24 protein-coding genes, 1 tRNA gene and 1 pseudogene are annotated in these 25719 nt (G+C 67.5%); 4 read left to right on the forward strand and 22 right to left on the reverse strand.

Features of this window, described 5'->3' with window-relative positions:
- Position 1 precedes the first annotated feature (1 nt).
- Positions 2–74, forward strand: a tRNA-Ala gene (locus QM721_RS01365).
- Positions 75–303: 229 nt separating this feature from the next.
- Positions 304–714 carry a hypothetical protein gene (locus QM721_RS01370; RefSeq protein WP_415118232.1) on the forward strand — a complete coding sequence of 137 codons (411 nt, stop codon included), beginning with the start codon at positions 304–306 and terminating at the stop codon, positions 712–714.
- On the opposite strand, the pseudogene QM721_RS01375 reads toward QM721_RS01370, so the two are convergent.
- The 11 genes and pseudogenes from QM721_RS01375 to QM721_RS01425 form a co-directional block, all read right to left on the reverse strand.
- Positions 634–1659, reverse strand: a pseudogene (locus tag QM721_RS01375) (recombinase family protein); the annotation flags it as partial. The gene QM721_RS01370 and the pseudogene QM721_RS01375 sit on opposite strands and share 81 nt — an antisense overlap.
- 150 nt (positions 1660–1809) lie before the next feature.
- Entirely contained in the window at positions 1810–2238 is a 429-nt protein-coding gene (locus QM721_RS01380; RefSeq protein WP_415118234.1) for a sulfate permease, read from the reverse strand.
- 234 nt (positions 2239–2472) lie between these two features.
- Positions 2473–3081, reverse strand: coding sequence for a hypothetical protein (locus tag QM721_RS01385; RefSeq protein ID WP_415118236.1), 609 nt, complete (start codon positions 3079–3081; stop codon positions 2473–2475).
- Between the two features lie 12 nt (positions 3082–3093).
- The gene (locus tag QM721_RS01390) at positions 3094–3555 is read right to left on the reverse strand and encodes a single-stranded DNA-binding protein (RefSeq protein ID WP_415118238.1); all 462 of its coding nucleotides are present in this window, start codon (positions 3553–3555) and stop codon (positions 3094–3096) included.
- A 63-nt stretch (positions 3556–3618) separates the two neighbouring features.
- Positions 3619–8631 carry a helicase gene (locus tag QM721_RS01395; RefSeq protein WP_415118240.1) on the reverse strand — a complete coding sequence of 1671 codons (5013 nt, stop codon included), beginning with the start codon at positions 8629–8631 and terminating at the stop codon, positions 3619–3621.
- 68 nt (positions 8632–8699) lie between these two features.
- Positions 8700–9248 (reverse strand): hypothetical protein, encoded by a 549-nt coding sequence (locus QM721_RS01400; protein ID WP_415118242.1) that lies wholly within the window; start codon positions 9246–9248, stop codon positions 8700–8702.
- Between the two features lie 221 nt (positions 9249–9469).
- On the reverse strand, positions 9470–11197 hold the full coding sequence (locus tag QM721_RS01405; protein WP_415120080.1) for a TraM recognition domain-containing protein: 1728 nt from the start codon (positions 11195–11197) through the stop codon (positions 9470–9472).
- 59 nt (positions 11198–11256) lie between these two features.
- Entirely contained in the window at positions 11257–11772 is a 516-nt protein-coding gene (locus QM721_RS01410) for a hypothetical protein (RefSeq protein WP_415118244.1), read from the reverse strand.
- 37 nt (positions 11773–11809) lie between these two features.
- On the reverse strand, positions 11810–12055 hold the full coding sequence (locus QM721_RS01415) for a hypothetical protein (protein ID WP_415118246.1): 246 nt from the start codon (positions 12053–12055) through the stop codon (positions 11810–11812).
- Between the two features lie 28 nt (positions 12056–12083).
- Complete coding sequence (locus tag QM721_RS01420; RefSeq protein ID WP_415118248.1) at positions 12084–13580, reverse strand: ATP-binding protein; 1497 nt, start codon at positions 13578–13580, stop codon at positions 12084–12086.
- On the reverse strand, positions 13577–14332 hold the full coding sequence (locus QM721_RS01425; RefSeq protein WP_415118250.1) for a hypothetical protein: 756 nt from the start codon (positions 14330–14332) through the stop codon (positions 13577–13579). Before QM721_RS01425 ends, QM721_RS01420 begins: the two co-directional genes overlap by 4 nt.
- 132 nt (positions 14333–14464) lie before the next feature.
- Between QM721_RS01425 and QM721_RS01430 the strand changes: the two genes are divergently transcribed.
- Positions 14465–15082 (forward strand): TetR/AcrR family transcriptional regulator, encoded by a 618-nt coding sequence (locus QM721_RS01430; protein WP_415118252.1) that lies wholly within the window; start codon positions 14465–14467, stop codon positions 15080–15082.
- Positions 15079–15438 carry a DoxX family protein gene (locus tag QM721_RS01435; protein ID WP_415118254.1) on the forward strand — a complete coding sequence of 120 codons (360 nt, stop codon included), beginning with the start codon at positions 15079–15081 and terminating at the stop codon, positions 15436–15438. The genes QM721_RS01430 and QM721_RS01435 overlap by 4 nt, the downstream gene beginning before the upstream one ends.
- A gap of 42 nt (positions 15439–15480) precedes the next feature.
- Here QM721_RS01435 and QM721_RS01440 read toward each other — a convergent pair whose 3' ends face one another.
- From QM721_RS01440 to QM721_RS01490, 11 genes are all read right to left on the reverse strand, one after another.
- On the reverse strand, positions 15481–16950 hold the full coding sequence (locus QM721_RS01440; protein ID WP_415118256.1) for an SCO6880 family protein: 1470 nt from the start codon (positions 16948–16950) through the stop codon (positions 15481–15483).
- A 6-nt stretch (positions 16951–16956) separates the two neighbouring features.
- Positions 16957–18318: a conjugal transfer protein TrbL gene (locus QM721_RS01445; protein ID WP_415118258.1), complete on the reverse strand. Its 1362-nt coding sequence runs from the start codon at positions 18316–18318 to the stop codon at positions 16957–16959.
- Positions 18319–18358: 40 nt separating this feature from the next.
- Positions 18359–18628 carry a DUF6112 family protein gene (locus QM721_RS01450; RefSeq protein WP_415118260.1) on the reverse strand — a complete coding sequence of 90 codons (270 nt, stop codon included), beginning with the start codon at positions 18626–18628 and terminating at the stop codon, positions 18359–18361.
- 115 nt (positions 18629–18743) lie between these two features.
- Positions 18744–19010, reverse strand: coding sequence for a DUF6112 family protein (locus tag QM721_RS01455; protein WP_415118262.1), 267 nt, complete (start codon positions 19008–19010; stop codon positions 18744–18746).
- Between the two features lie 13 nt (positions 19011–19023).
- Entirely contained in the window at positions 19024–20706 is a 1683-nt protein-coding gene (locus tag QM721_RS01460) for a M23 family metallopeptidase (protein ID WP_415118264.1), read from the reverse strand.
- Between the two features lie 17 nt (positions 20707–20723).
- On the reverse strand, positions 20724–21446 hold the full coding sequence (locus QM721_RS01465; protein ID WP_415118266.1) for a hypothetical protein: 723 nt from the start codon (positions 21444–21446) through the stop codon (positions 20724–20726).
- 44 nt (positions 21447–21490) lie between these two features.
- Positions 21491–22510: a ParB N-terminal domain-containing protein gene (locus tag QM721_RS01470; RefSeq protein WP_415118268.1), complete on the reverse strand. Its 1020-nt coding sequence runs from the start codon at positions 22508–22510 to the stop codon at positions 21491–21493.
- Positions 22507–23355: a hypothetical protein gene (locus QM721_RS01475; protein WP_415118270.1), complete on the reverse strand. Its 849-nt coding sequence runs from the start codon at positions 23353–23355 to the stop codon at positions 22507–22509. The genes QM721_RS01470 and QM721_RS01475 overlap by 4 nt, the downstream gene beginning before the upstream one ends.
- Before the next feature lie 95 nt (positions 23356–23450).
- Positions 23451–23918 (reverse strand): hypothetical protein, encoded by a 468-nt coding sequence (locus tag QM721_RS01480; RefSeq protein WP_415118272.1) that lies wholly within the window; start codon positions 23916–23918, stop codon positions 23451–23453.
- On the reverse strand, positions 23915–24559 hold the full coding sequence (locus QM721_RS01485; RefSeq protein ID WP_415118274.1) for a DUF2637 domain-containing protein: 645 nt from the start codon (positions 24557–24559) through the stop codon (positions 23915–23917). Before QM721_RS01485 ends, QM721_RS01480 begins: the two co-directional genes overlap by 4 nt.
- A 32-nt stretch (positions 24560–24591) precedes the next feature.
- On the reverse strand, positions 24592–25563 hold the full coding sequence (locus QM721_RS01490; protein ID WP_415118276.1) for a bifunctional DNA primase/polymerase: 972 nt from the start codon (positions 25561–25563) through the stop codon (positions 24592–24594).
- Between the last annotated feature and the right edge of the window lie 156 nt (positions 25564–25719).

Below are 25719 nucleotides of genomic sequence, written 5' to 3' on the forward strand. Positions count from 1 at the left end.
CGGGGACGTGGCGCAACTGGCAGCGCAAGACCTTTGCAAGGTCGAGGTTGAGGGTTCGAGTCCCTTCGTCTCCACAATTTCAGACGTACTAGAACCGCTGACATCGGTGGATTCGGGTGTTGGTGCGAGGGCGGCGAACGGCTCGGCGAGTCGGATCGTCGCTTTTTCGTCTTCGCTGATGTCGATGCCGTCGGTGAGTGCTTGGTTGGCGAGTCGTCTGCCTTGGTCGTCGGTGCGGGCGTAGAGGGTGGCGCAGTCAACGAGCAGGCTGAGGGCGGTGGCGAGTTGTTTGCGTGATCCTTCGTGGTGGTCGTGCTCGGTGGTAAGTCGGCGGTCGATGTCAGCCAGTCCGGTGCGGATGCGATCTTGGTGGCGCTTGAGGGTTTCCAAGTCGATCGCGTCGGCGAAGTGCGCGGCCAGCAGCTTGTCGCTCTCGGTCTGGAGGCGTTTGCGGTTCGCGGTCAGTTCAGCCAGTTCCTCGGAGCGGGACGCGAGGCGTTCATCGAACGCCGCATCAACCTGGGCGGCGAGATCGGCGTACTCGGTCTCGGTGATCGCGATGTCGCGGTAGCAGTCCTCGACCAACTGTTCAGCGATCCCGACGGGGACGGCGCGACGGGTGCAGTTCTTGCGTTTGGAGGCGCGGCCGGAGCAGACGTAGTAGGCGTAGCGGATGCCTTGCCGGTTCGCGGGGTAGTCCAGTTGCATCCGTGACCCACACGCCCCGCAGAACAGGGTGCCCTTCAGGTAGTGGTCGTGGTCTCGGCGTCGTTCGGAAGCCTGCTTACGGGAATCGAGGAGCCGCTGCACCTGATGCCAGGTGTCGACATCGACCAGGGGTTCGTGGGTGCCGGTCTGTTCCGCGCCTTTGTATCGGACGATGCCGATGTAGTACGGGTTGCGCAGCAGATCGAAGAACGTGGACCGTCCGACCGGCCCGGAGGGTCGTTTCGGGGTGGGCACGGTGGTCAGGCCGCGTGCGGTGACCTCGGTGTGTAGGTCAACGACGGTGCGTTCCCCGGCGGCGTACTGCTCGAACACCCACCGGATCAGGAGGCTGCGTTCGGGGTCGAGTTCGACGGTGCGGTACTCGCGGCCTTGTTCGTCACGCTTACGGACGTTGAGGTACCCGATCGGGGCGCGCATCGGGGTGCCGCCGGTGGCGAACTTCTGGTTCAGCCCTTTGCTGACCTCGGAGGCGAGGTTCTTGGAGTAGAACTCGGCAATGGAAGACATGATGCCGTGCAGCAGGGTCCCCGACGGTGTTTCGTCGATGTTCTCGGTTGCGGAGACGAGGGTGACCCCGGCTTCGACGAGACGGCGGTGGATCTCGACATCATCGAGACGGTTGCGGGCGAGCCGGTCGACTTTGTGGACGATGCAGTAGGTCACTTGATGGGTTTCGACGTACTCCAGCATCCGTTGCAGGTCGGGGCGATTCGCCGAGCGCGCCGACTCGCCCGCGTCTACGAACTCGGCGACGATCCGCGCCCTGAGGTCTTCGGCTTTGCGGGCGTTGGCTTGGCGTTGCGCGGGGATCGAGAATCCTTCGTCACGGCCTCCTTTGGTCGCCTGTTCCTTGGTCGAGACCCGCTGGTAGGTCACAGCAGTGGGCGACGGAGTCGTGTTGGTCTCCGGGAGGGGCATTGTCATGGTCATGGTGGTTCTCCTTGCCTGCCCGCCGTCGGGTGGGCGGACCTCGGGTGGTCAGTGGTGTGTTGGTCACCGATGCGTCGCTGCTGTTCGTCAAGCTCTTGGGCGTGGAGAGTGTCTGCGAGGTGCAGCACCAGCGCGATCAGTTGCTTGGTGTCAGGCTTGGCGCGCGCCCGAGGTTCGGCCGAGATACGTCGGCCCGTGCTCGTCACCCGGTAGTGCCTCATGCCCGGTAGGTGAACCGGACGTACCGTCACTGGGCAGCGTCTCGGTTCGCCGTGCCCGACGCTCTTGACGGCGGACCTTGATGAGGCGGGCGAGGCTGATGGGGCCGAAGATCAGGAACTTGAAGGCGTTGTAGATGCACACCAGCACGACCAGGTGCAGCCAGCCGGGCGCACCCGACGCGATGAGGGTGGTGCACCAGTAGGCGATGGCGAAGTAGACGCCAGCGAGCAGCATCGCGGGCACGCCCCATTTGAGGCCGCGCCTGCTGCGCAGGGTGTCGAGCAGGATGTTGGTGGGCATCCAGACGCGCATGAACGTGCGGATACGGATGCTGGTGTTCCAGATGAAACGGAGCATGGTCAAGTCCTCCCAAGCGGCGACGCTTGTGTGGGATGGACTCACCTGGGCTGATTCCCCGGCTCGTCATGCCGTGACCCGAAGGGCGCACGGCCTAGCTGATGTGATGTCGCCTGCCTCGATTCTACGCGCTTCGCCCGCTGTCGGGAAGGGCAGTCGTACAGGCCGGGTCGTGCTCCAAGGGGTGCGGGGCCGGAGCCTTGGTGGCTTCGGCCCCGCGCGGGAGGGCGGCTGTCAGTTGATCTCGCCGGTATCGGGGTTGAGGTTGAGGTTGGCGTAGTAGTCGTGTTCGACCTGGCGGCGACGTTCGACGTCGGCGATGACGTAGGCCACGAAGTCCTCGTCGCGGTTGATGATCGGGGTGTCTTCGATGGGGTCGGCCTCGTCTTCGCCGGGCCAGACGGTTTGCCGGGTGGGCCGGTCGCGGTCGAGGCGGGTGCCGCACGCGGCGACCCAATCGCGCAGCCGCTGCCGGGCTTCGGCGAAGTCCCGATGCCAGCCGATTGGAGCGCTGCCGTTCTGCTGCGGGTCGTACGCGGAGAGCCAGTGCGTGTGGAGGGCGGAGAGTTCCCAGTGCAGCTCGGGGTGCCGGTGCCACATCGGAGGGATCACCGATGATGCCAGCCCGTAGGTGGTGCGGAGCCAGTTGACCCACTGGTTCAGTTCCAGCCACGCGCCCTCGGTGTCGTGGGCGCTCAGCAGGTTCCAGTTGATCGGCCCGGGCGGCTCATTGAGCACCGGCCCGGCAGTGCTGCGCGGCTCGGGTGCCGAGTCCGGGTCGAGGTCTGGGTCTGGCCTGCCTTCTGCTTCCTCGTCTGGATCGGGAGCGTAGTCGTCGTTCATCGCGTACCCCGATCAGAGACCCAGCGCCGCTGGCTCGCGTGTGCGCCCGGTGGACTGCTCAGGGTGGTCGAACGCTTGGCTGCGATTCACCCCTGGAGTCTCGCGAGCGGCGCCGCTTCGCGGTCCACGGTCGATTGAGATGCGCGTTGTCACAGGATTCGGGGCGACTGTGTCGGCTTGGAACTCTTCCCGCTCGGCACCGGTGGCCGGGTCGGGGAACTTGCGGAACCGTCCGGTGGCGACGAAGTCGTCACCATTCTTGAAGAGTTCCATCGCGACTTCGGCTGCTTTGTAGCGCGCAACGAGGTCGTGGAATGTTCGCTCCGTCTTGGTGAACGTGCCGTCCTCTTCCCGCCGCCAGTGATCGACACCGACGCGCGCATAGAACCTCGGCGTTCCGGTCTTCTCGCTGTACGTCAACCTCGGGTCACCGGCGAAGTGGCCGGTCATGATGATGCCGTTCTTGATACCCATCGCGCATCCTCCTGTCTTTCTGCCCGACCGCGATCGTGCGGTCGGTGTGGCAGACAGGTGCGTTCACAGCCCCCGTGCGCGGATGTCGTAGCCCGGCTTGTCGTTCAACGAGCGGACGACTGGTGCCGCCGGGGTGCGCGCGGGATCTGCCCGTACGCCGAGCGCGGGCCGGTAGGCGCGGACGGTTTCAATGCTCAGGCCGCTGGGCAGTTGTTCCGGCGCGGGTTCGGGTTGTGCCTCGTGGTCGATGTCTGCCTGCATCGCGGCCAGTTGGGTCTCGATTCTGGCGAGGTCTTTCTCTGCGTCGGCGAGAGCGACGGCGTGGCGGAAGGGTTGGCCGATGCGCCCGGCGGCGTCGGCACGTTCGGTCTCTGCGTTGGCGAGGTCGCTGCGGGCCTGGTCGAGCAGTGCGGGGATGCCGGAGGCGCGGTTCTCGATGCGTTGGATGAGTCCGACACCGCCGTCGAGGAACGCTTGGCGGGTCATGATGAACCCGCTGCGCGGCACCCCGTCGAGCCGGATGTTCACCACGGGTTCATTCCCGAGTGCTGGGCTGGTGGACACGGTGATGTTGAAGCCGCTGATCTGGCCGATGGTCCCGTAGTCGCGGGAGGCGTAGCGCGGTGCCCATTTCAGGTCGGAGTCGTGCGCCCAGGTCGCGAGCGCGTGCGCGGCGTCGGCTCGGGAGGTGTAGGTGTGGCCGCGCAGGTTGATGCGGAATCTGTCGCCGGAGGTATCGGTGACGCGCGGCAGCACCGTTTCGAGGGCTTCGATGTCGGCTGTAGCGCGGCGTGCGTCGTCGTTGGCGCGGTCGCGGGCGTGGGCGAGCATCGACTCGTTGCGGTGGTAGGCACGTTCGAGGCGGCGGAGCCTACTGACTTCGGTGTGCACGGTGGAGTGTTCCAGCAGCAGCGGGTTCCCCGAGGAGATGGCTTTGGCTTCGGCTGCGGACAGGGCGGATGAGTCGATTTCCTCGATCTCGCGGGAGTCGAGGTTTCCGCGCATGAGTTGCGCGATGAACGTGGCTTTGCGTTCGACGCCTTGCCACATGTAGGAGTCGAAGGATCGCTCGGTGACGAACCGGACGATCCCGACCTCAGCGTTCTGGTTGCCCTGGCGGAGGATGCGGCCCTCGCGTTGGGCGATGTCGCTGGGTCGCCACGGACAGTCCAGGTGATACAGGGCGATGGCGCGGTTTTGCACGTTGGTGCCGACACCCATCTTCTCGGTCGATCCCATCAGCACCGCGACATGCCCGGCACGGGCAGCAGCGAACAGACGCGCCTTGTCCACATCGGTTTTCGCTTCGTGCATGTACCGGATCGACTCGGGCGGCATCCCGCGTGCGATGAGCCCGGCGCGCAGTTCGTCGTAGGCGTTCCACCGGGTCGGGTTCGGGGTGCCGATGTCGGAGAACACCAGTTGCAGAGCACCCCGCACCGGCGACTCGTTTCCGGTGATCGGGTCGAGGTAGGTGTTGTCTTTCGTCTGCTCCCAGACCCGGTGGATGCTGTCGGCAGCCAGGTCGACCTTGGTGGGGCCGGAGGGGTCGCGGGGCACGATCATGCGAATGTCGAGCGCGGCTTTACGTCCATCGGTGGAGATGGTGAGCATGTTGTCTTCGCTCGGCGAGACCGCTTTGGCTGCGACCTTTTCGGCGCGGGTGCCGAGGGTTTCGATGAACTGCTCCAGCTCGACGGTGGGCTGCACCGCGACCGTGGCCGGTGCCCGCCGGCCATCGTCGCGTTCGGTGATCGCGGGGATGGGCAGGTGCAGATCCTCGGCGGTCTTCACATCAGCGAAGATCGACCAGAGTTTCAGCATCTCGGGCACGTTCTGGAACTTCGCGAACCGGGTCTTCATACGGAACGTGTTGTTGCCGGTGGGGGCCATCTCCATCTGTGTGACTGCCTGCCCGAACGTCGCCGCCCACGCATCGAACGCGCCGATCCCGGCGGCGTCGAGCAGGTCCGGGCGGAGGTACTTCTGCATCACGAACGCCTCGGTGACGCTGTTGGAGATCGGTGTCGCGGTTGCTCCGGTGACGACTCGTTCGCGGCCTTGGGTGCGCAGATATTCGAGTTTCATGTGCAGGTCGCTGGCACGGCCGGAACCGTCGATCGCGGCATCGGCGATGTTGGAGTCGGTGGCGAGGTTCTTGTACATGTGCATCTCGTCCACGACGACGTAGTCGATGCCGGTGTCTTCGAAGCACACCCCGGCATCCCGGCTGGTGTCGATGCGGGCTTTGACCTTGTTCTCCAGTTGGAGCAGTTTGCGTTGGATGCGTTTGACGCTCATCGCGTTCTCGCCTGTCGCGGTGGCGAGCACGTCGCGCATCTGGTCGACCTGGGTTTGGATGTATGCCTGCTGGGTCTTCTCGCGCAGCGGGATCTTCTCGAACGCGCCTTGGGTCATGAGCACGCCGTCCCATTCGTTCGCTGAGGCGCGGGCGACGAACAGGCGACGTTTGTCGGCGGTGAGGTCCTTGGATGAGGCGGCGAGAACCTTGGCCTGCGGATAGATTTGCAGCCACTCGCGACTGAACTGTTCCAGCATGTGGTTCGGGATCACGAGCACTGGTTTGTCGATCAGTCCCATGCGGCGCATCTCCATCACACCCATGATCATCTCGGCGGTCTTCCCTGCCCCGACCTCGTGGAACAGCCCGGCAGAGGGTTCGGCGATCATGCGGGCGACCGCGGAGCGCTGGTGCGGACGCGGGGTGAAGTTCCCCGCCAGCCCCGGCAGGCTCAGATATTCGCCCGCGTCGGTGTAGTCACGTAGCACGATGGAGTTGAAGCGCCGGTTGTACTCGGCCACCAGCGTGCGGGCACGCTCGGGGTCTTCGAACACCCACTCGGCGAACCGCTCCTGTAGGGCGTCGGCTTTCTCCTGCGCCGCGGTGGTCTCCAAGGGGTTGAGCACGCGACGTTTCTTGCCGTCGAGTTCCTCGATCTCGTCGTAGACGAGCAGGGTCTTCTGCTCCATGAGCGCCTGGGCGATATCGGGTGCGGGGCGACGCTCAGTGCCCCACTCACTGGTCGCCAGCAGCCCGGCCCGCCCGCCGCGCACTTCCCACATCCCCGGCAGAGGGTTCTCCACCTTCACATCGCGGGTGCGCAGCAGCTCATTCAAGAACAGTGCATGCACCTCAGAGCTGATCCACACCGCACCCAGGCGGGCGCTGATCTCTTCCACCCCGAGCGTTTCGGGTACGACCTCGGTGAGCGCGTCCACGTTGACCTGAAACGCTGAGTCGGTCTCGGCGCGGGTGGTGGCCTGTTCCAGTTTCACGCGCACATCACCGGAGAGATAGGCGGGGGCGTGGATGAGGTCTCCGGTGAGCGGGTCGGTGAACACCAGCCCACCGAGCGCGTGACGGGCTTCGGTCTGATCCATGCCGAGCATGTCGGCGATCAGCGGCAGGTCAATCCTGCCGGTGCGGTCCAGGCTGACCGCGATCGCATCAGCCGGAGTGTCGACGCCTTGGGGTTCGGTGCGCGGGGACACGACCCGGCGCGTCATGATCGCCGCCGGGGTCGCGGTCTGGTCGGTGTCGTCGAACTGCTCCAGGGCGAGCACGAGCGCCCCAAAAGGGTCCGTGCGCAGCAACCGGATCGGGGTCGGCACGGTGCGGGCGTAGGTGTCTTCCCCGGCATCGTTGGTGCGTCCGGTGCGTCGCAGCGTGTACCGGTTCAGCGGCCCATACCTGCCGACATAGCGACGGTAGTCGCGGTACAGGCCCTCGCGCGCCTGGTTGATCTCGTCGGTGTCATCAACGGTCGCGGCCTCCAGGTCGAGCAGCCGGTGCGCGCCGTCGCGCAACCCCAGCAGGGCACGCAACTCCGGCCCCGCCGACTTCGGCACCTCCAACGGCTCGACAGCACCCTGGACGACGGTGCCGAACCCGGCATCGGTGGCGATGATGCTGCCGTCCCATAACTGCGGCGGTGACGGCACCCGCGCGGCCTGCCTGGCGTGATGTTCCGCCGTGGGCGCGGTGAACGTTAGCCCGGTGCGGCGGGCCGTGAAGGTGATCTGGTCGAGCACATCAGCCAGGTCTGCCTCCAGCCGGTCGAGGTTCCCGTCGACGGTGACCGTGGGCGTGCCGTACATGTTCTGCCGGATGCCCAGGGTGCCCAGGACATGCTCGGGGTGGTGGTCGAAGTAGGCGTTGATCTTCGCGTGGTGTCCGTCCGAGCTGATCGGGGTGACCATCTCCCACAGGTCATCACTGGTCGGGGGTTGGTCGTCGTCGCGGCGGCGCAGGATCAGCAGATCGGTCACCACATCAGTGCCTGCCGTGCGCCGGTGTGCCCCGGCGGGCAGCCGGATCGCGCCCACGAGGTCGGCGAGCATCGCCATCTCGCGGCGCGCGCCGGGGTTCTGCGCATCCATCGTGTACTGCGAGGTCAGCACCGCGACCATCCCGCCAGGCCGGACAAGGCGCAGCGATTTGAGGATGAAGTGGTTGTGCATCGACTGCCGGGTCGGGTTGTGCACCGGGTCGTGCAAGGTCACATCCGAGAACGGCACATTCCCGATCGCCGCATCAAACATGCCTTCGGGTAGGCGGGTGTCGGCGAACGACTCTGCCCGCACCTCGGCGTGCGGATACAGGGCACGGCTGATCTGCGCGGTCACCGGGTCGAGTTCCACCCCTGTCATCCGCGCGGCCTCGGGGGCCATGCCGAGGAACGTGCCCAACCCGGAGCCAGGTTCGAGCACCTGCCCGCCGTCGAAGCCGAGCGCGGTCACGGCCCGCCACATCTGCCGGACGATCAACGGGTCGGTGTAGTGCGCGTTGATCGTCGTACGCGCGGCAGCATCCCACTCGACCGGGGCCAGCAGACTCCGCAGCTGCTCCCGCTCGGTTACCCAGTCGGTCTTGGACTTATCGAACACGTCCGGCACCGCGCCCCAGCTCGACCAGCGCGCAAGCTTCTGCTGCTCCTCGACCGTCGCCGGGCGTTCGTGCGCGATCAGCAGGCGGGCGGTCTCGATCGCGGCGATATTCGCCCGGAAGCGGGCCTTCGCACCCGACGGGGCCAGGTCGTCGTGCGTCGCGGGCACGAACCGCACCACCGGCGTAGAGGCAGGCTCCGACTCCGGGCCGGTGGCAGTGTCGTCATTGGTGGGTGTTAGTGGACTTCGCGCAGGAAGCGGATCGTCGCCGCCTCCGCCAGCAGAGGCTGGTGCTCGTTCAGGTACTGGCGCGGGATCTCCGCGTCGACCAGGCCCTCCAAGAACCAGGTCGGCACGGCCCAGTCTTTCGCTTTCTGCTCCAGATCGACCGTCGAGGGCATCAGGTCGGGGGCGTCCTGCATCCGCTCGGCCCACATGATCAGGTTCTCGTCGTTCGGGGAGGTCTGGTTCCACTCCTGACGGGCCTCGTCCAGCGGCAGGCTCGGATCGGTGACCCAGGCGAGTTGCTGCATCACGACCTCCTCCGCTATCCGTAGCGCCGTCATCCGGCGTGCCACGTCCGTGAGATAAGTCTCCCTCGAAGAGGACGTCCTGGCCAGCACCCCGGCGCGGTTCGTCTCGATCTGCCGTGCCAGCTCGGTGATCTGGCCCTGCGCCTCCCGGCCCAGATCGGTGAAGAACCGGATCGGGTCGTCGAGGCTCTGGTACCTCTGTGGCGCGTGGGTCTTCCAATGCCGCATCGCCTGCGCCCCGTACTTGTTCACGTTCTTCTCCCTCCACCCCCGGTGTCGTTGCTGTTTCGGTGGTTGTGGTGATCTGCTCGTCGGCGGTCTGCTCGGCCAGCCCCCACAGGTCGAACTCGAGCTGACCGGGCGGTGCTGTCCGGCTCCTGCGTCTGGCCATCAGCGATCACCTCCACCACACTCGTGCCGTCGTTGCTGCCCACGACGCCACGGTGCCGTCGGGGGCTGGAGGAAGGTGCGGTTCAGGTGCCATGCGTGCCTCGTTCCAGCAGTCCCTCGATCTCGGCCCGGTCGGCCCCCAGCCGGTCACCGTCGGGTCTTGTCGGCCATGCGCGCAGGTCGGTGATGATCGGCGGCGCGGAGCGCAGCAGGGTGACGGCGGTGCCGAACGGGAGGGTGCGGATGCGGTCGGGCGGCATGATCGGCACCCGGCGGATCGAGCGTTGATTCGAGCGGGTGCCGTGATCGCCGAGGGTCACACTGTCGGTGAACTCGTCGCGTTCCCCGATCAACGCGGAGAGGTCTTGCAGGTCGCGGGAGTTGGATGCGCCGCCGAGGATGATCTTGGTGATCGCCGCATCCCAGATCGCGTTCGCTTGGTTCTCGCTCCACCGATCCCGCGCTTGGGCGAGCGACTGGAGCACCGGCATCGTCGTGATCCCGGTGCCACCGCCTTCAGCCATCAGGGTCGGCAGGCTCGGCAGCGGGCTGAGGTTCGCGATCTCATCCAGAGCGAGCAGCAGGGGCGGGTCCAGGCGTGCGCCCGGTGAGCGCGCCGCGATCCGCCGGGCGGCTTCGACGAGGTCTTCCACGAACGCCGCCACGAGCGCGGCACTCGCGCCCGCGCCTGCACCGGTGGCGAGCAGGTACAGGGTGCCGCGCGATCGGATGAATCTCTCCGGGTCGAAGTCTTCACCCTCACCCGGTGAGACCGCATCGAGCACGCGCGGATCGGCCAGCGCCGACAGCGACAGCGACACGCCCTGCCAGATCGAATCACGGGTACGGGGGTCGGAGTCGATCATCGCCTCCAACGACTCAGCCCAGCCGCCCGCAGCGAGCGGACTGTTGGTCAAGATCGCCACCGCATCGGCGGCGGCGGTCGGGTCGAGCGTCCACCGGAACAACTCCGATGGTGGCCGGTGGTCGATCGCGGCCGCGTGCAGCAGGGCTTGCAGGGCGGAGCGGGTCTTGCCCTCCCAGAACCCGCCGCCCTCCACCCCGCCCGAGGTCAAACCGGTCGCACTGGCGAGACCGGTCGCGCGGATCATCGCCGTCAACGGGTCTTCACACCCCCGGATCGGTGACCAGCGCAGCCCGGCGGGGATGCCCTCGGCCAGATGCTGCGGGTCGAACACTGCCGCCGGGCCGATCCGCTGCCGGGCGCGCAGCGTCGCGGTCAGGTTGTCGGGGCGGGTCGAGGTCACCACGACCGAGCCGGGCGCATCCAGAATCGACGGGATCACAATGTGCAGGCCCTTACCCGAGCGTGGTGGGCCGATCAGCAGAATCGAGTCCTCCACCGAAGCCCACACCTCCCGCCCCTGAGAAGCACCGAGCCGGTAGCCCACATCGGCAGGTGCCGGACGTTCCAGCGAGGGACGCAGGTTCGCAGCCCGCCCCAGCAGCGCCTTGGTCGACGCAGCCTGAGTGACATCCTGTTTCGTGGCGATGCCGACGAGCCGGTGCGGGTCACGGGCACTGCGGTGTGACTGACGGCGCAGCAACATCCACACCCCGGTGATCGCCGCCCCCAGCGCAGCGATCAGAACGACGACAACGATCCAGTAGGCGACGACGCTCAACCCTTCGGCCTCCAGCGCAGCCCCGGGGTCGCCGGGATTGAACAACACGCCCACACCGGCGGCGGGGCCTGCTTCGGGCTGGGCGGTGCCGGTGAGGAACGCCGCCACCGACCCGGCACCGCGCAGCAGGAGTGCGAGCGCGAACACCCCGATCAGGCCGATCATGGCGGCGTTGGTCAGCTCGTCACCGAGAGCACCGGTCTGCCTGCCCGGTGCCGGACTGCTCACGACAGGCCCCTTACGACGAACGTGCCCGACACCCGGCCCACGAGCACCACCTCGCCGCCGAGGTCGAGATGGTCGCGGGCCAGGTCGATCAGCGCGCGGGCGGTGCCCGTGTGGGCGGCGTCGGTGTGTCGGATGATGCGGCACACCGCGACGTCCTCACCGGGCACGAATCCCTCCCCGCTCACCTCCACGAATCGTGGCGTCACGGCAGGTGCCGCCTCCAACGCCACCGGTGCAGGGATAGTGGTGCGGGGGCGGGCGGGGATGATGTCGGTGAAGATGGTGCCATCGGCCTCGGTGACTTCGACCCGTGCCGGGATCATCCGCTCACCGGTGACCTGATCGACGATCCGAGAGAACGACCCACGCCGCCACGCACCCTCGGCGACCGGCGGGGCGAGGGGTTCCCCGTCGACGGTGACGCTCATCGTGCCGTCGTCATGCACGTCGAAGCGGATCACCGGCATCGACACCGGCGAGAGAACAGGAACATGGTCTGGTGGCTTTCTCATGCCATCAGGTGCGCCCACCACCACCACGCCCGGCGCTTCAGCGGGGGTCTTCGTAGTTGAGTGTTCCGGTGTCGTATCCGACGAGCACCACGGCTTCCCAACGCGACGGGAGGTCGGCGGCAGTGATGGTTGCGTGAACCTCGCCGTACCGGTCGGCCTCGACGCTACGAAGCAGGATGGCGACACCGACGGTCTCGCCAGGCTCGAACATGCGCCCTTCGATCTCGTAGGGCGGAGCCGAAGGACGGGTGAACGCGGATGCTGAGTGTTGTGTCATGCCCACCAGGTGCACCGCCGGGCGCACCCGTGGCTCAGGGGGTGCCGGGAGCCAGACCCCGTGCCCGGAACCCTGTTTCGAAGAGTCCCATTTCGGCGGGGTGCAGTTGTGCCTGGACGACGAAGCTGCGTTCTTTGATGCGCCACAGGCCTTGCCCGACGCCGAGTGAGGGCAACAGTGTGCGTTCGGTGCTGGTCAGGCCGAGGGCTTTGGCGGTGACGCCGAGCTGGTCGGATTCCTGCCGGTAGATGATCCGGGTTTCTGCGTTGGCGAGCAGGCTGTGGGCGAGTGAGCGCATCGCTGATCCTTGATCTCCGACGTTTTCCAGGTCGGTGAGCTTGTGGAAGATCAGCATGTTCGCGATGCCGTAATGGCGGGCGAGTCGCCAGTGCGCGTCCATCCGTTTCAGTAGCGACGGGTGCGACATGAGCCGCCACGCTTCGTCGTACACGACCCAGCGTTGCCCGCCTGCCGGGTCGAGCAGCGCCGATTCCATCCATGCCGAGCAGCACGTCATGAGCGCGCTGATGAGGGTGGAGTTCTCTGTCACCCGTGACAGGTCGAGGCTGATCATCGGCAGTGTCGGGTCGAACTGCACGGTCGAGGGGCCGTCGAACAGTCCGGCGAGGTCTCCGGCGACCAGCCGCCGCAGGGCGTGTCCGACGATGCGCCCGTCTTCGGTGAGTCGCCCGTCGGGGTCGTCTGTGGGGGCGAGGATGTGGTCGACGACCATCGGCAGGATCGGCACCGTGTTCTCCCGCACGGTTGCGCCTAGTGCGGTGTCGATCGCGGTGTGTTCCAGCGGGGTGAGGGCACGGCCCAGGACGACTTCGGCCAGTGCGCCGATGAGGTCGCGGCGACGCGCGGTGACGGTGCTGTCCCATTCGGTGTCGGTGAAGTGGGAGGGCCGGTAGCCCTCATCGAGCGGGTTGAGCCGGTTGGTCATGCCGTGTCCGAGCGCGATGGCGCGCCCGCCGACGGCTTCGGCGACGGCGGTGTGTTCGCCTTTCGGGTCGCCCGGCACGTACACGCGCCGCCCGAACGGCAGGCTGCGGGTGTAGAGGCTCTTGGCGAGGGAGGATTTGCCGGAGCCGACGATCCCTGCCAGGACGACGTTCGGTGCGGTGATGACCCCGTTGGCGTACAGCACCCACGGGTCGTACACGAACGAGCCGCCGGAGTAGAGATCTTGGCCGACGAACACGCCACGGCTGCCGAGTCCGCCCTCGGCGATGAACGGGTACGCCCCCGACAAGGTGGCGCTCGTGTCCTGGTGGCGCGGCAGATGCAGACGGCCCGGTGTGCGCAGCATCGACGGGCCAGGCTCCCCAGAACCGGGCAGGTACTGGCGTGCGGCGCGCTCGGCCTTGTCTGCATCGGCGTGGGCTTTGGCCTGATCCATCCGCTGCTGACGTTGTTCGCGGTGCAGCTGGGTGGCGGCCTGGCGGCGCTGTTTGCGGTAGCGTCGCCGCTCTTTCGCGGGTGCGACGAGCACCGAGGCGTGCAGTTTCTCCTCCTCGGTGCGGCTCATCGTCCCAGCCCCCGGTTGCGTTTGATATCGGTGATCCGGTCAGGGGTGAACCATGACCCGTCGCCACGCACCCGGTCACGGCGCGCCTCCAGCGCCCGCCGCACCGCCTCGGCATCGGTCGGGGTGCCGCCCGGTGGGGTGTGGGCGCGGTAGAGGGCGACGTGCCCGAGCGTGTGACTGTAGATCAGTGCGTACTCGCCTGCCGTGGCCTGCCGGTCGTTCGCGCCGGTGGGCAGCGTGTCGTAGACGTGGCCGTCAGCGAGCGCCGTGCTGGTGGTGTCCTCGCCGTCGTCGAAGCCGCGCAGATGCTCGATCGCAGTGTCGGTGCCGTCACGGTCGATCAGGTCGAGCACCCGGTCGGCGTTCTCGCCCTGCAAGAACACGACGCTCACCCATTGCCGTGGTGAGGGATGCCAGGCGATCCGGCCCAGATGCTGGGAGGTCTGATCCAGGAACGTCTCGGCCGCACTGACGTGCCGTGCGGCCTGCTGGAGTGCGTCGGCTGCGGCCCAAGCGTCGGCAGCGCCGAGGTTCCGGTCGCCGTCGTCGTGCGCGGCGCGGTCTTGGTGGGTGAGGCTGGTTCCGCCGAGTTGGATGAGCGACTGTTCCAGGGAGCGGGTCGCGGCGAGCAGTTCCCCGACGATGCCGTACAGCAGGTCGGGGTCGGTGATGCGGCGGGTGGCGTGTGCGAGACCCCGCAACGCTTGACGGGCTTCGGCAGCGTCGGCGGTCGGGTCGTTGAACGTGGGCATGGTCGGCCTCCTGGCATCGTGTGTCAGGGAGGTGCGCTCGCAAGAACCGAGCGGAGCGCTTCGCGGAACAGCGATCTCATGGCACTGGTCCGGGTTTGTCCGTCGGGCGGGCACGACCACACTCCTGCTATAATGAACATGTTCACCGAACATGTTCAGGAGGTGACTGTGGTGACGATACGCGACCAGCAGCGGCAAGAGACAGTGGCGACCGTGCTCCACACAGCTGCTGAACTGTTCGAGGCGAAGGGGTTCACTGAGACGACCATCCGTGACATCGCCACCGCCTGCGGTCTGAGCATCGGAACCGTCATGTCCGTCGGGGACAAGAACGGACTTTTGCTCGCCACCTTGGATCACCAAATCAACGAGATTCACGAGCGCCGCGCCGACACACCGGTCCTCGCAGTCGGAGTCGTTGATCAGATCGCGGCCCTCCTTGATCCGTTCGTTGACCTCTTCACGCGCAACCCACGCCTCGCGCGTTCCTACGCTTCGATCCTCGTCGCAGGTGAGAACGAGCCGACCGCCTTCACCGAGCTGTCACAGACGCTGATCGCGGAGATAGAAGCGGTGCTCGACCACGGCAACAGCAGTGGCGTTTCAGCTTCGGCGCGCGCTGTCTACTTCGCCTACATCGGTCGACTCTTCAGCTGGTCCCCGAGCAACGACACCGATCCGGACTCACTCAAACAGAGCATTCGCAAAGTCGTCGAAGCGATCTGCACGAGACAGGAGATTCGCCCGTGAACCTGATCCCAGACCCCTGGTGGCTACCAGCCCTTCTCGCCGGGGCTCTGCTCTTCGACGCAGTCGCGTCGATCCGGCCCCCAATGTTCATCCGCGACTGCCTTGACGGAGTCCGGTTCCCCCGCGACTGGTGGTGGACCCTCATCGTCATCAAGACCCTCGCGGTCGCTGGGCTCATTGTCGGGATGTGGGTTCCAGGCGTCGGCCTTGCGGCGAACGTCGGCGTCGTCGTCTACTTCCTGTGCGCTTGCGCAGCTCATATCAGGGCACGATTCCTCCGGCAGTCGTTCTGGATCAACTGCCTGGGAATGCTCGTACTCGCGCTCGTGAGCCTGACCGGCGCTTTCCTCCTGTAGCACACACTCGCTGCGGCACCGGGCCGGACTCTGCCCCAGCTTTCACACTTTTCGGCACAGGGGCAGTGCGGCGGCGGTGAACGCTTGTGCTTGCTGGCCGACGAGGGTGCGGGTCTCGCAGGAGGCTTGGATGGCGGCCTGCTCGATCGCCGCGACCGCCGCTTCCAGTTCGGGTAGGGAGTCGGCTGAGATGGAGATCAGGCCGGTGTAGCGCAGCACTCCGTGTCCGGCGGTCAGGTCGGCTTCCTGTTGGAGCACGTCGTGGTATTCGGCGGTCTGTGAGGCGTCTTCGATCTGACCGATGCGGGCACGCTGGGCGGCGTCGCTGATGTACTCGGTCTTCTTGCGGCGAATGTCGCGGGCGGCCTGATCGGTGCGCAGCGGCGTGCAGATCAACGAGAAACTGCGGTGGATACCGCTGGACAGCAGCACCGGTGACAGGAACCCTGGATGCACCATCGAGCGCGGCCACTCCGAAATCCACACCACACAGTGGTAGGCGGAGTCGCTGCGCAGATGCCCCCACGACTCGGTGACCGCGACCGGGCCTGCGGTGGCGAGGTCGTGCCCGAGGTCGCCGTGGCGTTCCAGCGTCGCGGCGATTGCGGGGTCATACGCCGAGCGCAGGATGACCGCGATCTGTCCAGGGGTGAGCCAGCCCTTGCTGGTCAGGTCTGCCGACCGTAGCGCCGCCGACAGGGTGCCCATCTCTTGGCGCAGCACGTTCGCTGCGCCCTTGATGCCGCCGCCAGCGGTGCGAATCTGCCGTGCCGCTGCACGCATGTCCAATGACAGGCTCAGCGTGGTCGCGTGGCGTTCCCCGGCAGGCCCGGCCCGGTCGATCAGCTCCTGATAGGTCGTCGCGGCCCACGAGCCGTCAGCGGTGCCGTGCGCGGCCCACCACTCCGCCAGCCCTTGCCCGGAGTCCGGCAGGGTGCGCTCCAGCACTTGCAGAGTCGCGATCCTGCCGGAGCGGCACACGGTCGCCAGCACGCGGCCCCAGGCGGTCACGCGGCGTTCCTGTTCGCCGGGGTCGAGCAGCACGAACGCGGGATGGGTGATCTCGGTGACGACGGTGAGGGTCGCCCCGGTCGGGTCGTGCACCATCCCGGCCCCGGTCTCGGGGTCGGTGTATTCACGCAACCTGGCCATGTCGCCGGGCAGTGCAAGGGTTCCCGCCGGGCGTGGGGTGACGATCCTGCGCCGGTAGGCCAGTTGCCCACCGGTGCCGCGCCACAGCCACCAGCACGCCACCGGCAGCCAATCCACCATCGGGCGACCCCCGATGGGTATCCAGGTGATCGCGGCAGCGATCACCCAGACGGGTGCGGTGATGAGGAACAGGGCACCGCCGCCGCCGTAGAACGCGAACACCAGGCTCGCCCCGCCGACACCAAGGGTGATCAGTTGCGACAGCGACAAGCCGAGCAGGATGCCGCGCCTGGTGAGGCGGGAGAACTTCACGGGCACCAGCTCGCCGCCGTGCTCGTGGGCTGTGTCAGTGCTGGGCATGACGGGTCACTCCTTGCTCGGCTGGGACGGTGCACTCGGGGTGCTGTTCGGGGTTCTCGGCAGTGGCTGTGAGGGTGGCGGTGCGTGCGGAGCGGGCGGGGCAGACCCGGACTGGTCGGCACCGCTCGCGGCGTGGTCGGCTTGGTCGGCGAGCGCGTGGCCCGCTTTCGGTCCGGCGGTCGCGGCGGCTGTGACCACGGTTGCCCCTGCGACGACTCCGGCGGCGACCGGCCCAGCCACTGCCGCACCACCCGCACCGGCCCCGGCCCCGGTGGTAGATCCGCCGCTGCCAGCACCGCCCGCGCCTGCGCTGCCTGCCGATGATGCCGAAGGGGCGGGCTTGACGTTCGAGCCGCCGCCCGCACCGCCACTGCCGGAGGTGTTGTTGCCCCCGGTGCCTGCGTCGAGGACTTTCTTCGGGTCGCCGCCTTGTGGTTTGCCCGGGGTGGGGATGGGTCGGTTGAGTGCGTTCTTGGCTTCCTGTTCGGTGCCCATCGAGTTGTAGAGGTCGAACCCGATGAACGACAAGAACCGGTAGGTCATGTAGGGGGCGAACCCGGCCAGTGCCATCAGCACGACCCCGGCGAGGGGGTCGGCGATGTTCGACAGGTCGGCGTCGATCGGGGCCGACACCTGGGTGACCGCGACCAGCAAGATCACGACGAGCACCAGCTTGGACAGCACGAGCGCGATCACGAACATCGCCCACTTGGAGATCCAGCCGCGTGTGGCATCCCACGACGCGCCGGAGAACGCGAACGGTGCCAGCACCACCGCGACCAGCAGCAGCGCTTTGCGGATCAGCAGCGACAGCCACACGATCGCAGCCGCCGCAATCGCCAGGGAGGCGAGGAAGATGGTGAGGATCGCACCGACACCGGGCGCGCCGATGTTCAACGCGGTCAGCCCTGCAACCAGGAGAGCGATCTTGTCGCCCATCGTGGCGGTGGTTTCGCCTCCGGCTTGGATGATGCCGACCGAGAGTTGGTCGGTGATTTCCAGCAGCAGGGCGGTGAGGGTGATGACCACGAAGGAGCCGAGCACGCTCTTGGCCAGCCCGAGGGCTGCGCGGGAGAGCGCGGCGGGTTCTCGGCGGATCATGCCGGTGATCAGTTGCAGGCAGAAGAACACCAGCATCACGAACACGGCGATGCCGAAGATCAGGTTGTAGACGCCGACGTACTCGCCGCCGGTGACGTCGACCATCGTGGTGGTGTCGAACACCGTCCACACGGCCTCGAACATCCAGCCGGCGGCTGCACCCATCGCTGATGCGAGCCAGTCGAATGGTGCCGAGATCAGCGACGCGGCGGCTTCACCGGCGGTGTCGCAGACAGTAGAGATGACGGGGACATCACACACGCCCATCACGAGCCTCCTTGCAGATCGGAGTTGTTGACGGGTGGGGTCAGACGGCTTGGCCGACGCCCCAGAAGAAGTTGATGAGCGTCACCGACGCGCCACAGACGATGGCGGCACCGCAGGACACGAGAACGCCGATCTTCCCGCGACTGGCCAGGTGGGGGTTGGACGAGTTGGAGCCGTAGGCCCAGATGATCGCCGAGACGATCAGGGCCAGCACGCTGAGGATCAGGCCGACGGTCATCACTGCGCCGACGATGATGCGCAGCTGCTCGATGCCCGGCAAGCCGCTGGAGTTGGGGTCGATGTCGATCACGGCAGTTCTCCTTCACTTGATGGCGGATGGTTCTGCCCTCAGGTGCACCCCGCGCCACACACGAAAAAGCGCCCACCCCGTGCGGCGGGGGTGGGCGCTTCAGAGCGGGGCCGGGTCAGAGGTGCTGGCCGATGCCGATGAGCCAGTTCATCCACGCGACCCCGGCCCCGGCCAGGACTGCGCCGCCGAGGGCGACCAGTACCCCGACACGGCCTTTGGAGGCGGTGGCGTAGTTGCCGTGGGATGCCGCGACAGCCCAGATGATCGCCGAGACGACCAGCATCAGCACCGCGATCGCGAGCGCGAACATCAGCAGCGCCCCGACGACCTCTTTCAGGTCGCCGATGCCCGCCAGGCCGTCGAAGTCGGGAAACACATCCATGACATCCACCCCGCTATTCGACCGAAATATGGGCGTGGTCGAAGTGACCGCCCGTCGCGTCGGTGACGTCGTAGATTCCGCCGCCGGTGTAGGTTCGCCAGCCCTCGTCGGCGCGGGATGCCGTCCAGATGCGGCCCTGCCAGATGACGTAGGAGACACCCCAGGTGTCGGCGTTGCTGACCAGCCACTCGGCGAGCCGGTCGCCGTTCTCTTTGTCGGCACCGGTGGCGAACTGGCCGATAGCCCCGAACGTCACATCGCAGGCTTTGCCTTTCGGGTGATCGCTGGTCGGGTTCCAGGCGTGCGGGTCCCAGCAGGAGATCCCGTTGTGTCCGACCTGCATGGCCTCGATCTGCTGCACCAGGCGCTCGGTACGCGGGGTGACGCACGCGCCCTGCCTGCCGGGCTGGGTCGGGTCGGGCTCGGTGCACGACTCGGGCGGCCATGTCCCGTCCGGGTTCTTGACGGGCGGGTCGATCCCGGTGTTCGGGAAGAACACGGCATCCGCGCTCGTGCAGCCTTGCGACGGGCCACCGCTGGTGGCCTCGGCAAGGTCGGCGGCATCGTGCTCGTTCAGCCACGCGGCGGGGTCGATCTGTTCGCCGTTGGTGCCGCCGTCTCGGACCTCGAAGTGCAGGTGCGGGCCGGTGGACATGCCGCTGGAGCCGACATCGGCGATGTGCTGCCCGGCGCGCACTTGGTCGCCCACGGAGACGTGGATACCGTTTTGCCAACTGTGCGCGTACGCGGTGGCGACCGTGCGCCCGCCGATCGTGTGCTCGATGACGACCAGCCCGCCGTAGCCGCCGGAGAACTCCGCGACGGTGACCGTGCCGTCGGCGGCGGCGAGGATCGGGGTGCCGTCCGGGGCGGCGAAGTCCGCGCCGGTGTGGAAGCTCTGCTCCCCGGTGATCGGGTGAGTGCGTGGCCCGAACGGGTCGGTCGCGACCCAGGTGCCCTCCGGCAGCGGGAACACCACCCGCGAGGTCTCCGACATCTCCGAGATGACCGCGACCGGCACCACGCCGGAGGCAACCGTGGCAGGACCGCCGGAGCCGGTGAGAGCGTCCAGGATGGTCAGCGCGACCGGCTCGTAGTTGTTGTACCGGTCGGGGTAGGCCGACACTTCGACGGCTTGCGCGGCCTCGCCTTTGCCCATCTGCTGCCAGCCGGGAATGTCGAGCAGACCCCTGGGGCTCGGGTAGTTGGGGCCGTCCGGCCCGCCGTAGAACGCGCGGGCCTGATAGGTGGAGTCCATCAGGTCGGCGACCGTTCCCCACCCCGACTGCGGGCGCATCTGGAACAACCCCAGCGAGTCATGGTCGCCGCCGTCACCATCGTTCGGATAGTCGGCGGACTCGGGGTAGGCCGACGTGTTCGACAGCATTCGCAGGGTGGATTCAGTCAGCGCGGCCATGAGCGCGATCTGGATGCCATCGCGGCCCACCCCGTCGATGCCGGAACCCACGTCGATGATGGTGGCGGCATGGGTGAGTTGCTGCCGGTTCAGCGTGATCGTCTCGCCGTTGACGGTGGTCGCGGTCAACGAGTCGGGGACGTTCCCGACGGTGATACTGGTGCTGCCGATGGTGCAGGCGGCGTTCGCGGCGGGGTTCATCAGCACTCCGATGGCTAGCAGGCCCATGAATGGGCCGAGCAGGAGCAGCAGTGAGAGCGCGATGACAGTCTTCTTCACGGTCGTGTCCTCCTGTTTCAGCGCAGTGGCTGGTCGAGCATCGACAGGCGCAGCAGGTAACACGACGGCGCCGCTGCCGTTGGTGTGGGCTGGCCCGTCGCGGTGTTGGTGGACGAATCGTCGGGTGGGCAGACGAGGAAGATCGTGAACGCCACCGGATGCTCAGAAGTCACGGGTTCGTCGTTCCAGAGGCCGGTGCGGTGCCGGGTGCCGTCGATCGTGATCGCGGTCGCTCCGACCGGGAGTTGACAGGGCCTCGCCTGCTCGACCGCTTGCGCCCACTGCTCGGGCACCGACGCATCGGTGATGGTCAGGTGCTGAGTGGTGCTGTAGTGACGCAGCTCGATCCACGCGGCACGCGACGGGAGGTAGGTGGCGACATCGGAGGCCAGCCCCGCCAGTTCGGTCCCGGTCGGGTCTCCCGCATCCAGCAGCACGGCGGTGTAATCCAACGGCAGGAACCCGGTGGTCGTGTCCCAGGTGAACAGCGCATCTGCGACCTCGCGTGCGAACACTTCCGGGTCGGTCGATGCTGTGATGTGCGGCAGGCGCGGCGTTGCCGGCCGCACCGGGTCGAGGGTGCTCGGCGACGTCGGGCCGTCGGGTCGCGGAGTGGCGTCGTTCGGGCCGGTCGCCAGGCCGTAGACGCCGATCCCGGCCAGGATCAGGAACACGACCCCGGCACCGACCAGAGCGATCAGTCGACGGCGGGCACGGGCAGGATCATCGGTTGTCTTCATGACCCCAGGTGCACCGCCCGGCACCATGCACCCTGCGGAGGGGTTCAGAGCGCCCGCAGATGCCTGCGCGGGTGGGCGAGTTCCTGCCGGGCGGTGCGCAGCTCGTCCGCGAAGGTGCCGGTGCCGTCGACGGTGGCGAAGAACGAGTCGATCTGCTCATCGGTGAGATCGCCCGCCAGCGCCTCGGCGTCGTAGTGGGTCCACCAGTCGGCCAACTCGCCCCAGGTCGCGACGAACGCGCGCACCGGCCACCGGGCAGGCTCCGCCTCACGCGGTGAATCGGTGGGAGTGGGCTTGGTCTGTGCGGTCTGTGCGGTCTGTGCGCGGGTGATGGCCTGCTGCGCGAGCGTCTCCAGGTTCTCGCCCTCGGCGGTGGCTTCGGTGACGGCGGCGCGGATGCGTTCGAAGCCGGGATGCACCGGGGCACCCGAGTCGATGCGTTCCAGTTCGGCAGCAGCATCACCACGCACGCCCTCGGGCCAGGCGGGGTTCTCGGCGACCTGCCGCAGGTAGTCGATCTTGTCGAGCGTCTTGTACGACACCCCGCCGGGAATCATCGCGGCGGCCTGCTCACTGGCCCGACCCACCGGTTCAGTTCCTGCCGGTTCGGCTCCTGCGGATTCTGACGGTGCGGGAAAATTTCCCACACCGTCGTTCCCGGGCTGATTCCGTGTGCTGAAGCGTGTCGCGGCCTGCCTGCGGGAAGCATCCTCGGCCATCAGGGTTCGCAGTTCCCGATAGAGCGCAGCGGCTTCGACTGGGGTGAGTTCTTTGTGGAGCACGTTGTCGTCTTGCTCAGCCAACAGGTGCCCGAGCCTTCCCGAGATCCCCGACCGCACCCACACGCTCACCGTGCGCCAGCCGAGCAGCTTGATCGCCGCCAACCGTCGCGCCCCGCACACCAGCACCCCGTCGATCGTGACCGTCAACGGTTGCAGCAGACCATCACGGCCGATCGACTCCGCCAACGGGGCCAGGTCGCCCAAGTCGGCGCGGTGCCGGTTGCCGACGATGATCGAGTCGACGGTGCGGTCCAGTTCGATGTGCCCGGTGTTCCTGCTCATGACCGGCCCCCAGCCTGCGGGGCCGCGAGCGAGATCATCAACACGAGGTCGTCGTCGCGTAGCAGCGCGCGCAGGCTCTCACCGATCAGCAACCGGAGCAGGATGCCGCGCCCGGCAGCGGTCGCGGCGTACGCCGGGCTGGGATGCCCGAGCAACGCTTTCAGCAACGCCTGCCACGCCGTCGCATCGACATCGAGGAGGGCGCGGGCGTGCTTGTCGCGACGCAGCGCCTCGAATGCGCTGTGGCGACTGCCCGACCGGGCGAGGGCCTGACAGATGTGCTCCACCCCGGCGCGGGCAATGTGCGCAGGCCAGCCCAGCAGGGTGAACAGTGCGATGGCGTCTTCGGTCGCCGAGCCTGCGGTGCAGCACGCCGTCGCGCTGGCTGGTTCGTCGGCGCTGGTCGGGTCGGGGTCGGTGACGTGGAACGCCGAGTGATAGTCGGTCAGCGGGTTCTCACGATCCGACAGCCGTTCTGCGTCGTGGAACGCGGAGTAGTGCGGGCGGCGGGCCTGATGTACCGAGCACAACAGGCCCTGCCCGCGTTCCTCAGCGATGCAGGTGATCCGCACCGCGTGCGTCACTACACCCCACGGATCGTGCGCGGTGCGCGCAGCCTTGCTGCGCATCACATCAAACGCGGCACTGGCTGCTTCCCAGGGGTCGAGGCCGTGTTTGCGGGCCAGCGCCCCGTACTTCTCGGCGGCATAGGCCATCAGGTCGGCGGCAACCGGATCGGACTGCCACGCGCCGGGGCCGCTCTCGTGCAGCCGGTTCAGCAGGGCACGCAAGCCCTCGCTGCGAGTGAAATCCTCTGCCGCATCGTGCGGCGTGTGGTTGGTCATGGTGGGCACCTCCTGGCGGAAAGGTGCACACCGCGCACCAACCTGGTGGCGGAGGTCGGAGGTTCCGAGAGGTGTCAGCATGGCGGTTCACCGCTTCACGACTTCCCGACCGCAGCCCTCGTCGGCGCGTGATGCCGCGCACCATGCCCGAACGCCGATACCGGCGACAACCGCCTCGCCCGGTCGCCGACGTTCCGCAGCCCACCCACCACCTGTGCCCGTGAGCGGCGGGCCATCTCGACCTCGAGGTCGATGCCGCGCCCGGCAAGCGACGCGGAGTTGCGGGCGATCAGATCGGTGGGCCGCACCCACTCGATACCTCGCGCCCGATGCCCCTGAAGTTTCCGCTCGACCTCGGCTGCCTCCGCTCCCGTGGCTTCGGTGATCTCGTCAGACGCGACGGCCTCGACCGTGGTGTTCTTGCGTTGGGTCACGTCGGCAGCGGCGACCGCCTCGGGAACCTGTCGAACCTCGCTGCGGTCTTCGGGCATGTCCGGTTCGGGCACCTGCTCGACGCGCCAGTCGTCGTACCCTTGCGTCTGCTCGTCTCGGTCGGTGTTCATGATGTCGTCTCCATTCCTGTGGTGGTTTCCGGTTCCTCGACCGGCGGGGTGAACCAGCGGCCCACCGTCGAGGAGTGCACGCCGAGCTCGTCGGCGATGGCCTTGTTCGACCAGCCGGCCTCCCGCAGCCGCACCGCCCGCTCACGCCGACCCACCACCGCTTCGGCATCCGGTGCGGCATCTGGTTCGGTGTCGGACACGCCTGTAGGAGCGAGTGCGGTCACGGTCATCAGCTCGCCCGCTGGGTGCGGCACGCGAGGCGGTGTCGTGGTCGAGCGGGTGAGGACGACCGTGAGATGCGTGCTGGCCAGCAGCACCAGCGGCGGAACCGCCGCGACCGTCGCAGCGAGCATCGCGGGCACACTGGCATCGGCTGCGACGATCGCGTGCAGCGCGTTCGCAGCCACCGACACCAGCGCCCCGCAGATCAGCAGCGCCCACGGATACCACGCACCAGCGCGTCCATCGAGGGCGACGACTGCGATCGTGGAGACCACGATCAGCCCGTCGACCAGCAGCGGCCAGATCCACGCCTGCCTCGCCGTGATCCCCGAACGCCCAGCGAGATCAGCAAGGGCCATGAACGAGAGCCAGAACGCGCCGACCCCGATCAGCACGGTGCCGGTCGCAGCGGTCACCACCGCCCAACCCCACGCAGGTCGCCGGACACTCATCACAGCCCCCGCCCACTCGCCGACACCGAGACGATTCGTTCGTCGCGGGCGAACCCGGCATCCACCCCGCGTACCGGGGCGAGGCGGCGCGGCCCGTAGGTGCTGACATGCCGATACGCCGAAGTGACTGTTCGGGTGATCTCGCGCTCACCCAGCCCCGACTGGCCCGCCGCCGGGCCGAGCGCATCAAGCGCCTCGTGAGGCGAGTGGCCGTGCTCGGCCATCCGGCACGCGGCCTTGAACAACCCGAGATTGCGTTCACCCTCCGGCCTGCGCGCGACCTGCGACGCCAAACGAGCAACATCCAAAGGCCAACCACCCGACGGCGCAGGCACGGGCGCGTAGATCGGGCGTGGGTCGAGAAAGTCCCGCAACCGCTGCGCCGCCAACGACCCCGCCGGGCCATCAGCAACCGTCTCCACGTGGTACGGCACCCGGTGGCCGTCGAGCGTGCGCAGAGACGGCGGGGCGATGATGTAGCCGCCATCGCCCCGGAAGTCGATCCCCACCCGACCCGCCTGCCACGACCGCTGCTCACCCTCAACGTCTGCTGGGTAGTACAGATGCCTGCCGCCCGTCGGCGTGGTCACGACCGCCAACGGCTCAGACAGCAACCCAGAGACCGAGGCGCGTTCGAGCGCGGCATAGCCGTTCACGCCATGCACGTCGACATCGACGACGACCACACCCGAGGCCGCGCCGGTCGGGATCGCAAGATTCGCGTCAGGCCGCTGCCGCCACCACGCCGCCACCCGCTCGGTGTCGGTGGTCGCGTCGTGGAAGCCGCGCTGAGGGATAGGACGCTTCCCGCCCGGCACGCACGGGAACACCGGCACACCCAGCCGAGCCAACTCGGACGCGACGAGTGGCAACGGCAGACCCATGTCGAGCCGCGCGAAGACCGCCGCGACCGACGAAGCGCGCTGCGCGATCAGGTCGTGCGCCGCGCGGGCGTCGCGTACCTCATTCATCGCCGACCTCCTTTCCACCGGAGGTCACCCCGCAGCGGGGCGACCCTACGACCGTGAGGTGCGTCGGGAGGAACGAGAAGACGAGACGGACAAGGGAAGGAGACGGTGACCGTCAGGCTTCACGAAGCACCCGACGAGTCCCTACCGGACTACCAG

This window comes from Micropruina sp. (assembly GCF_047602085.1).
Classification (GTDB): Bacteria; Actinomycetota; Actinomycetes; order Propionibacteriales; family Propionibacteriaceae; genus Micropruina.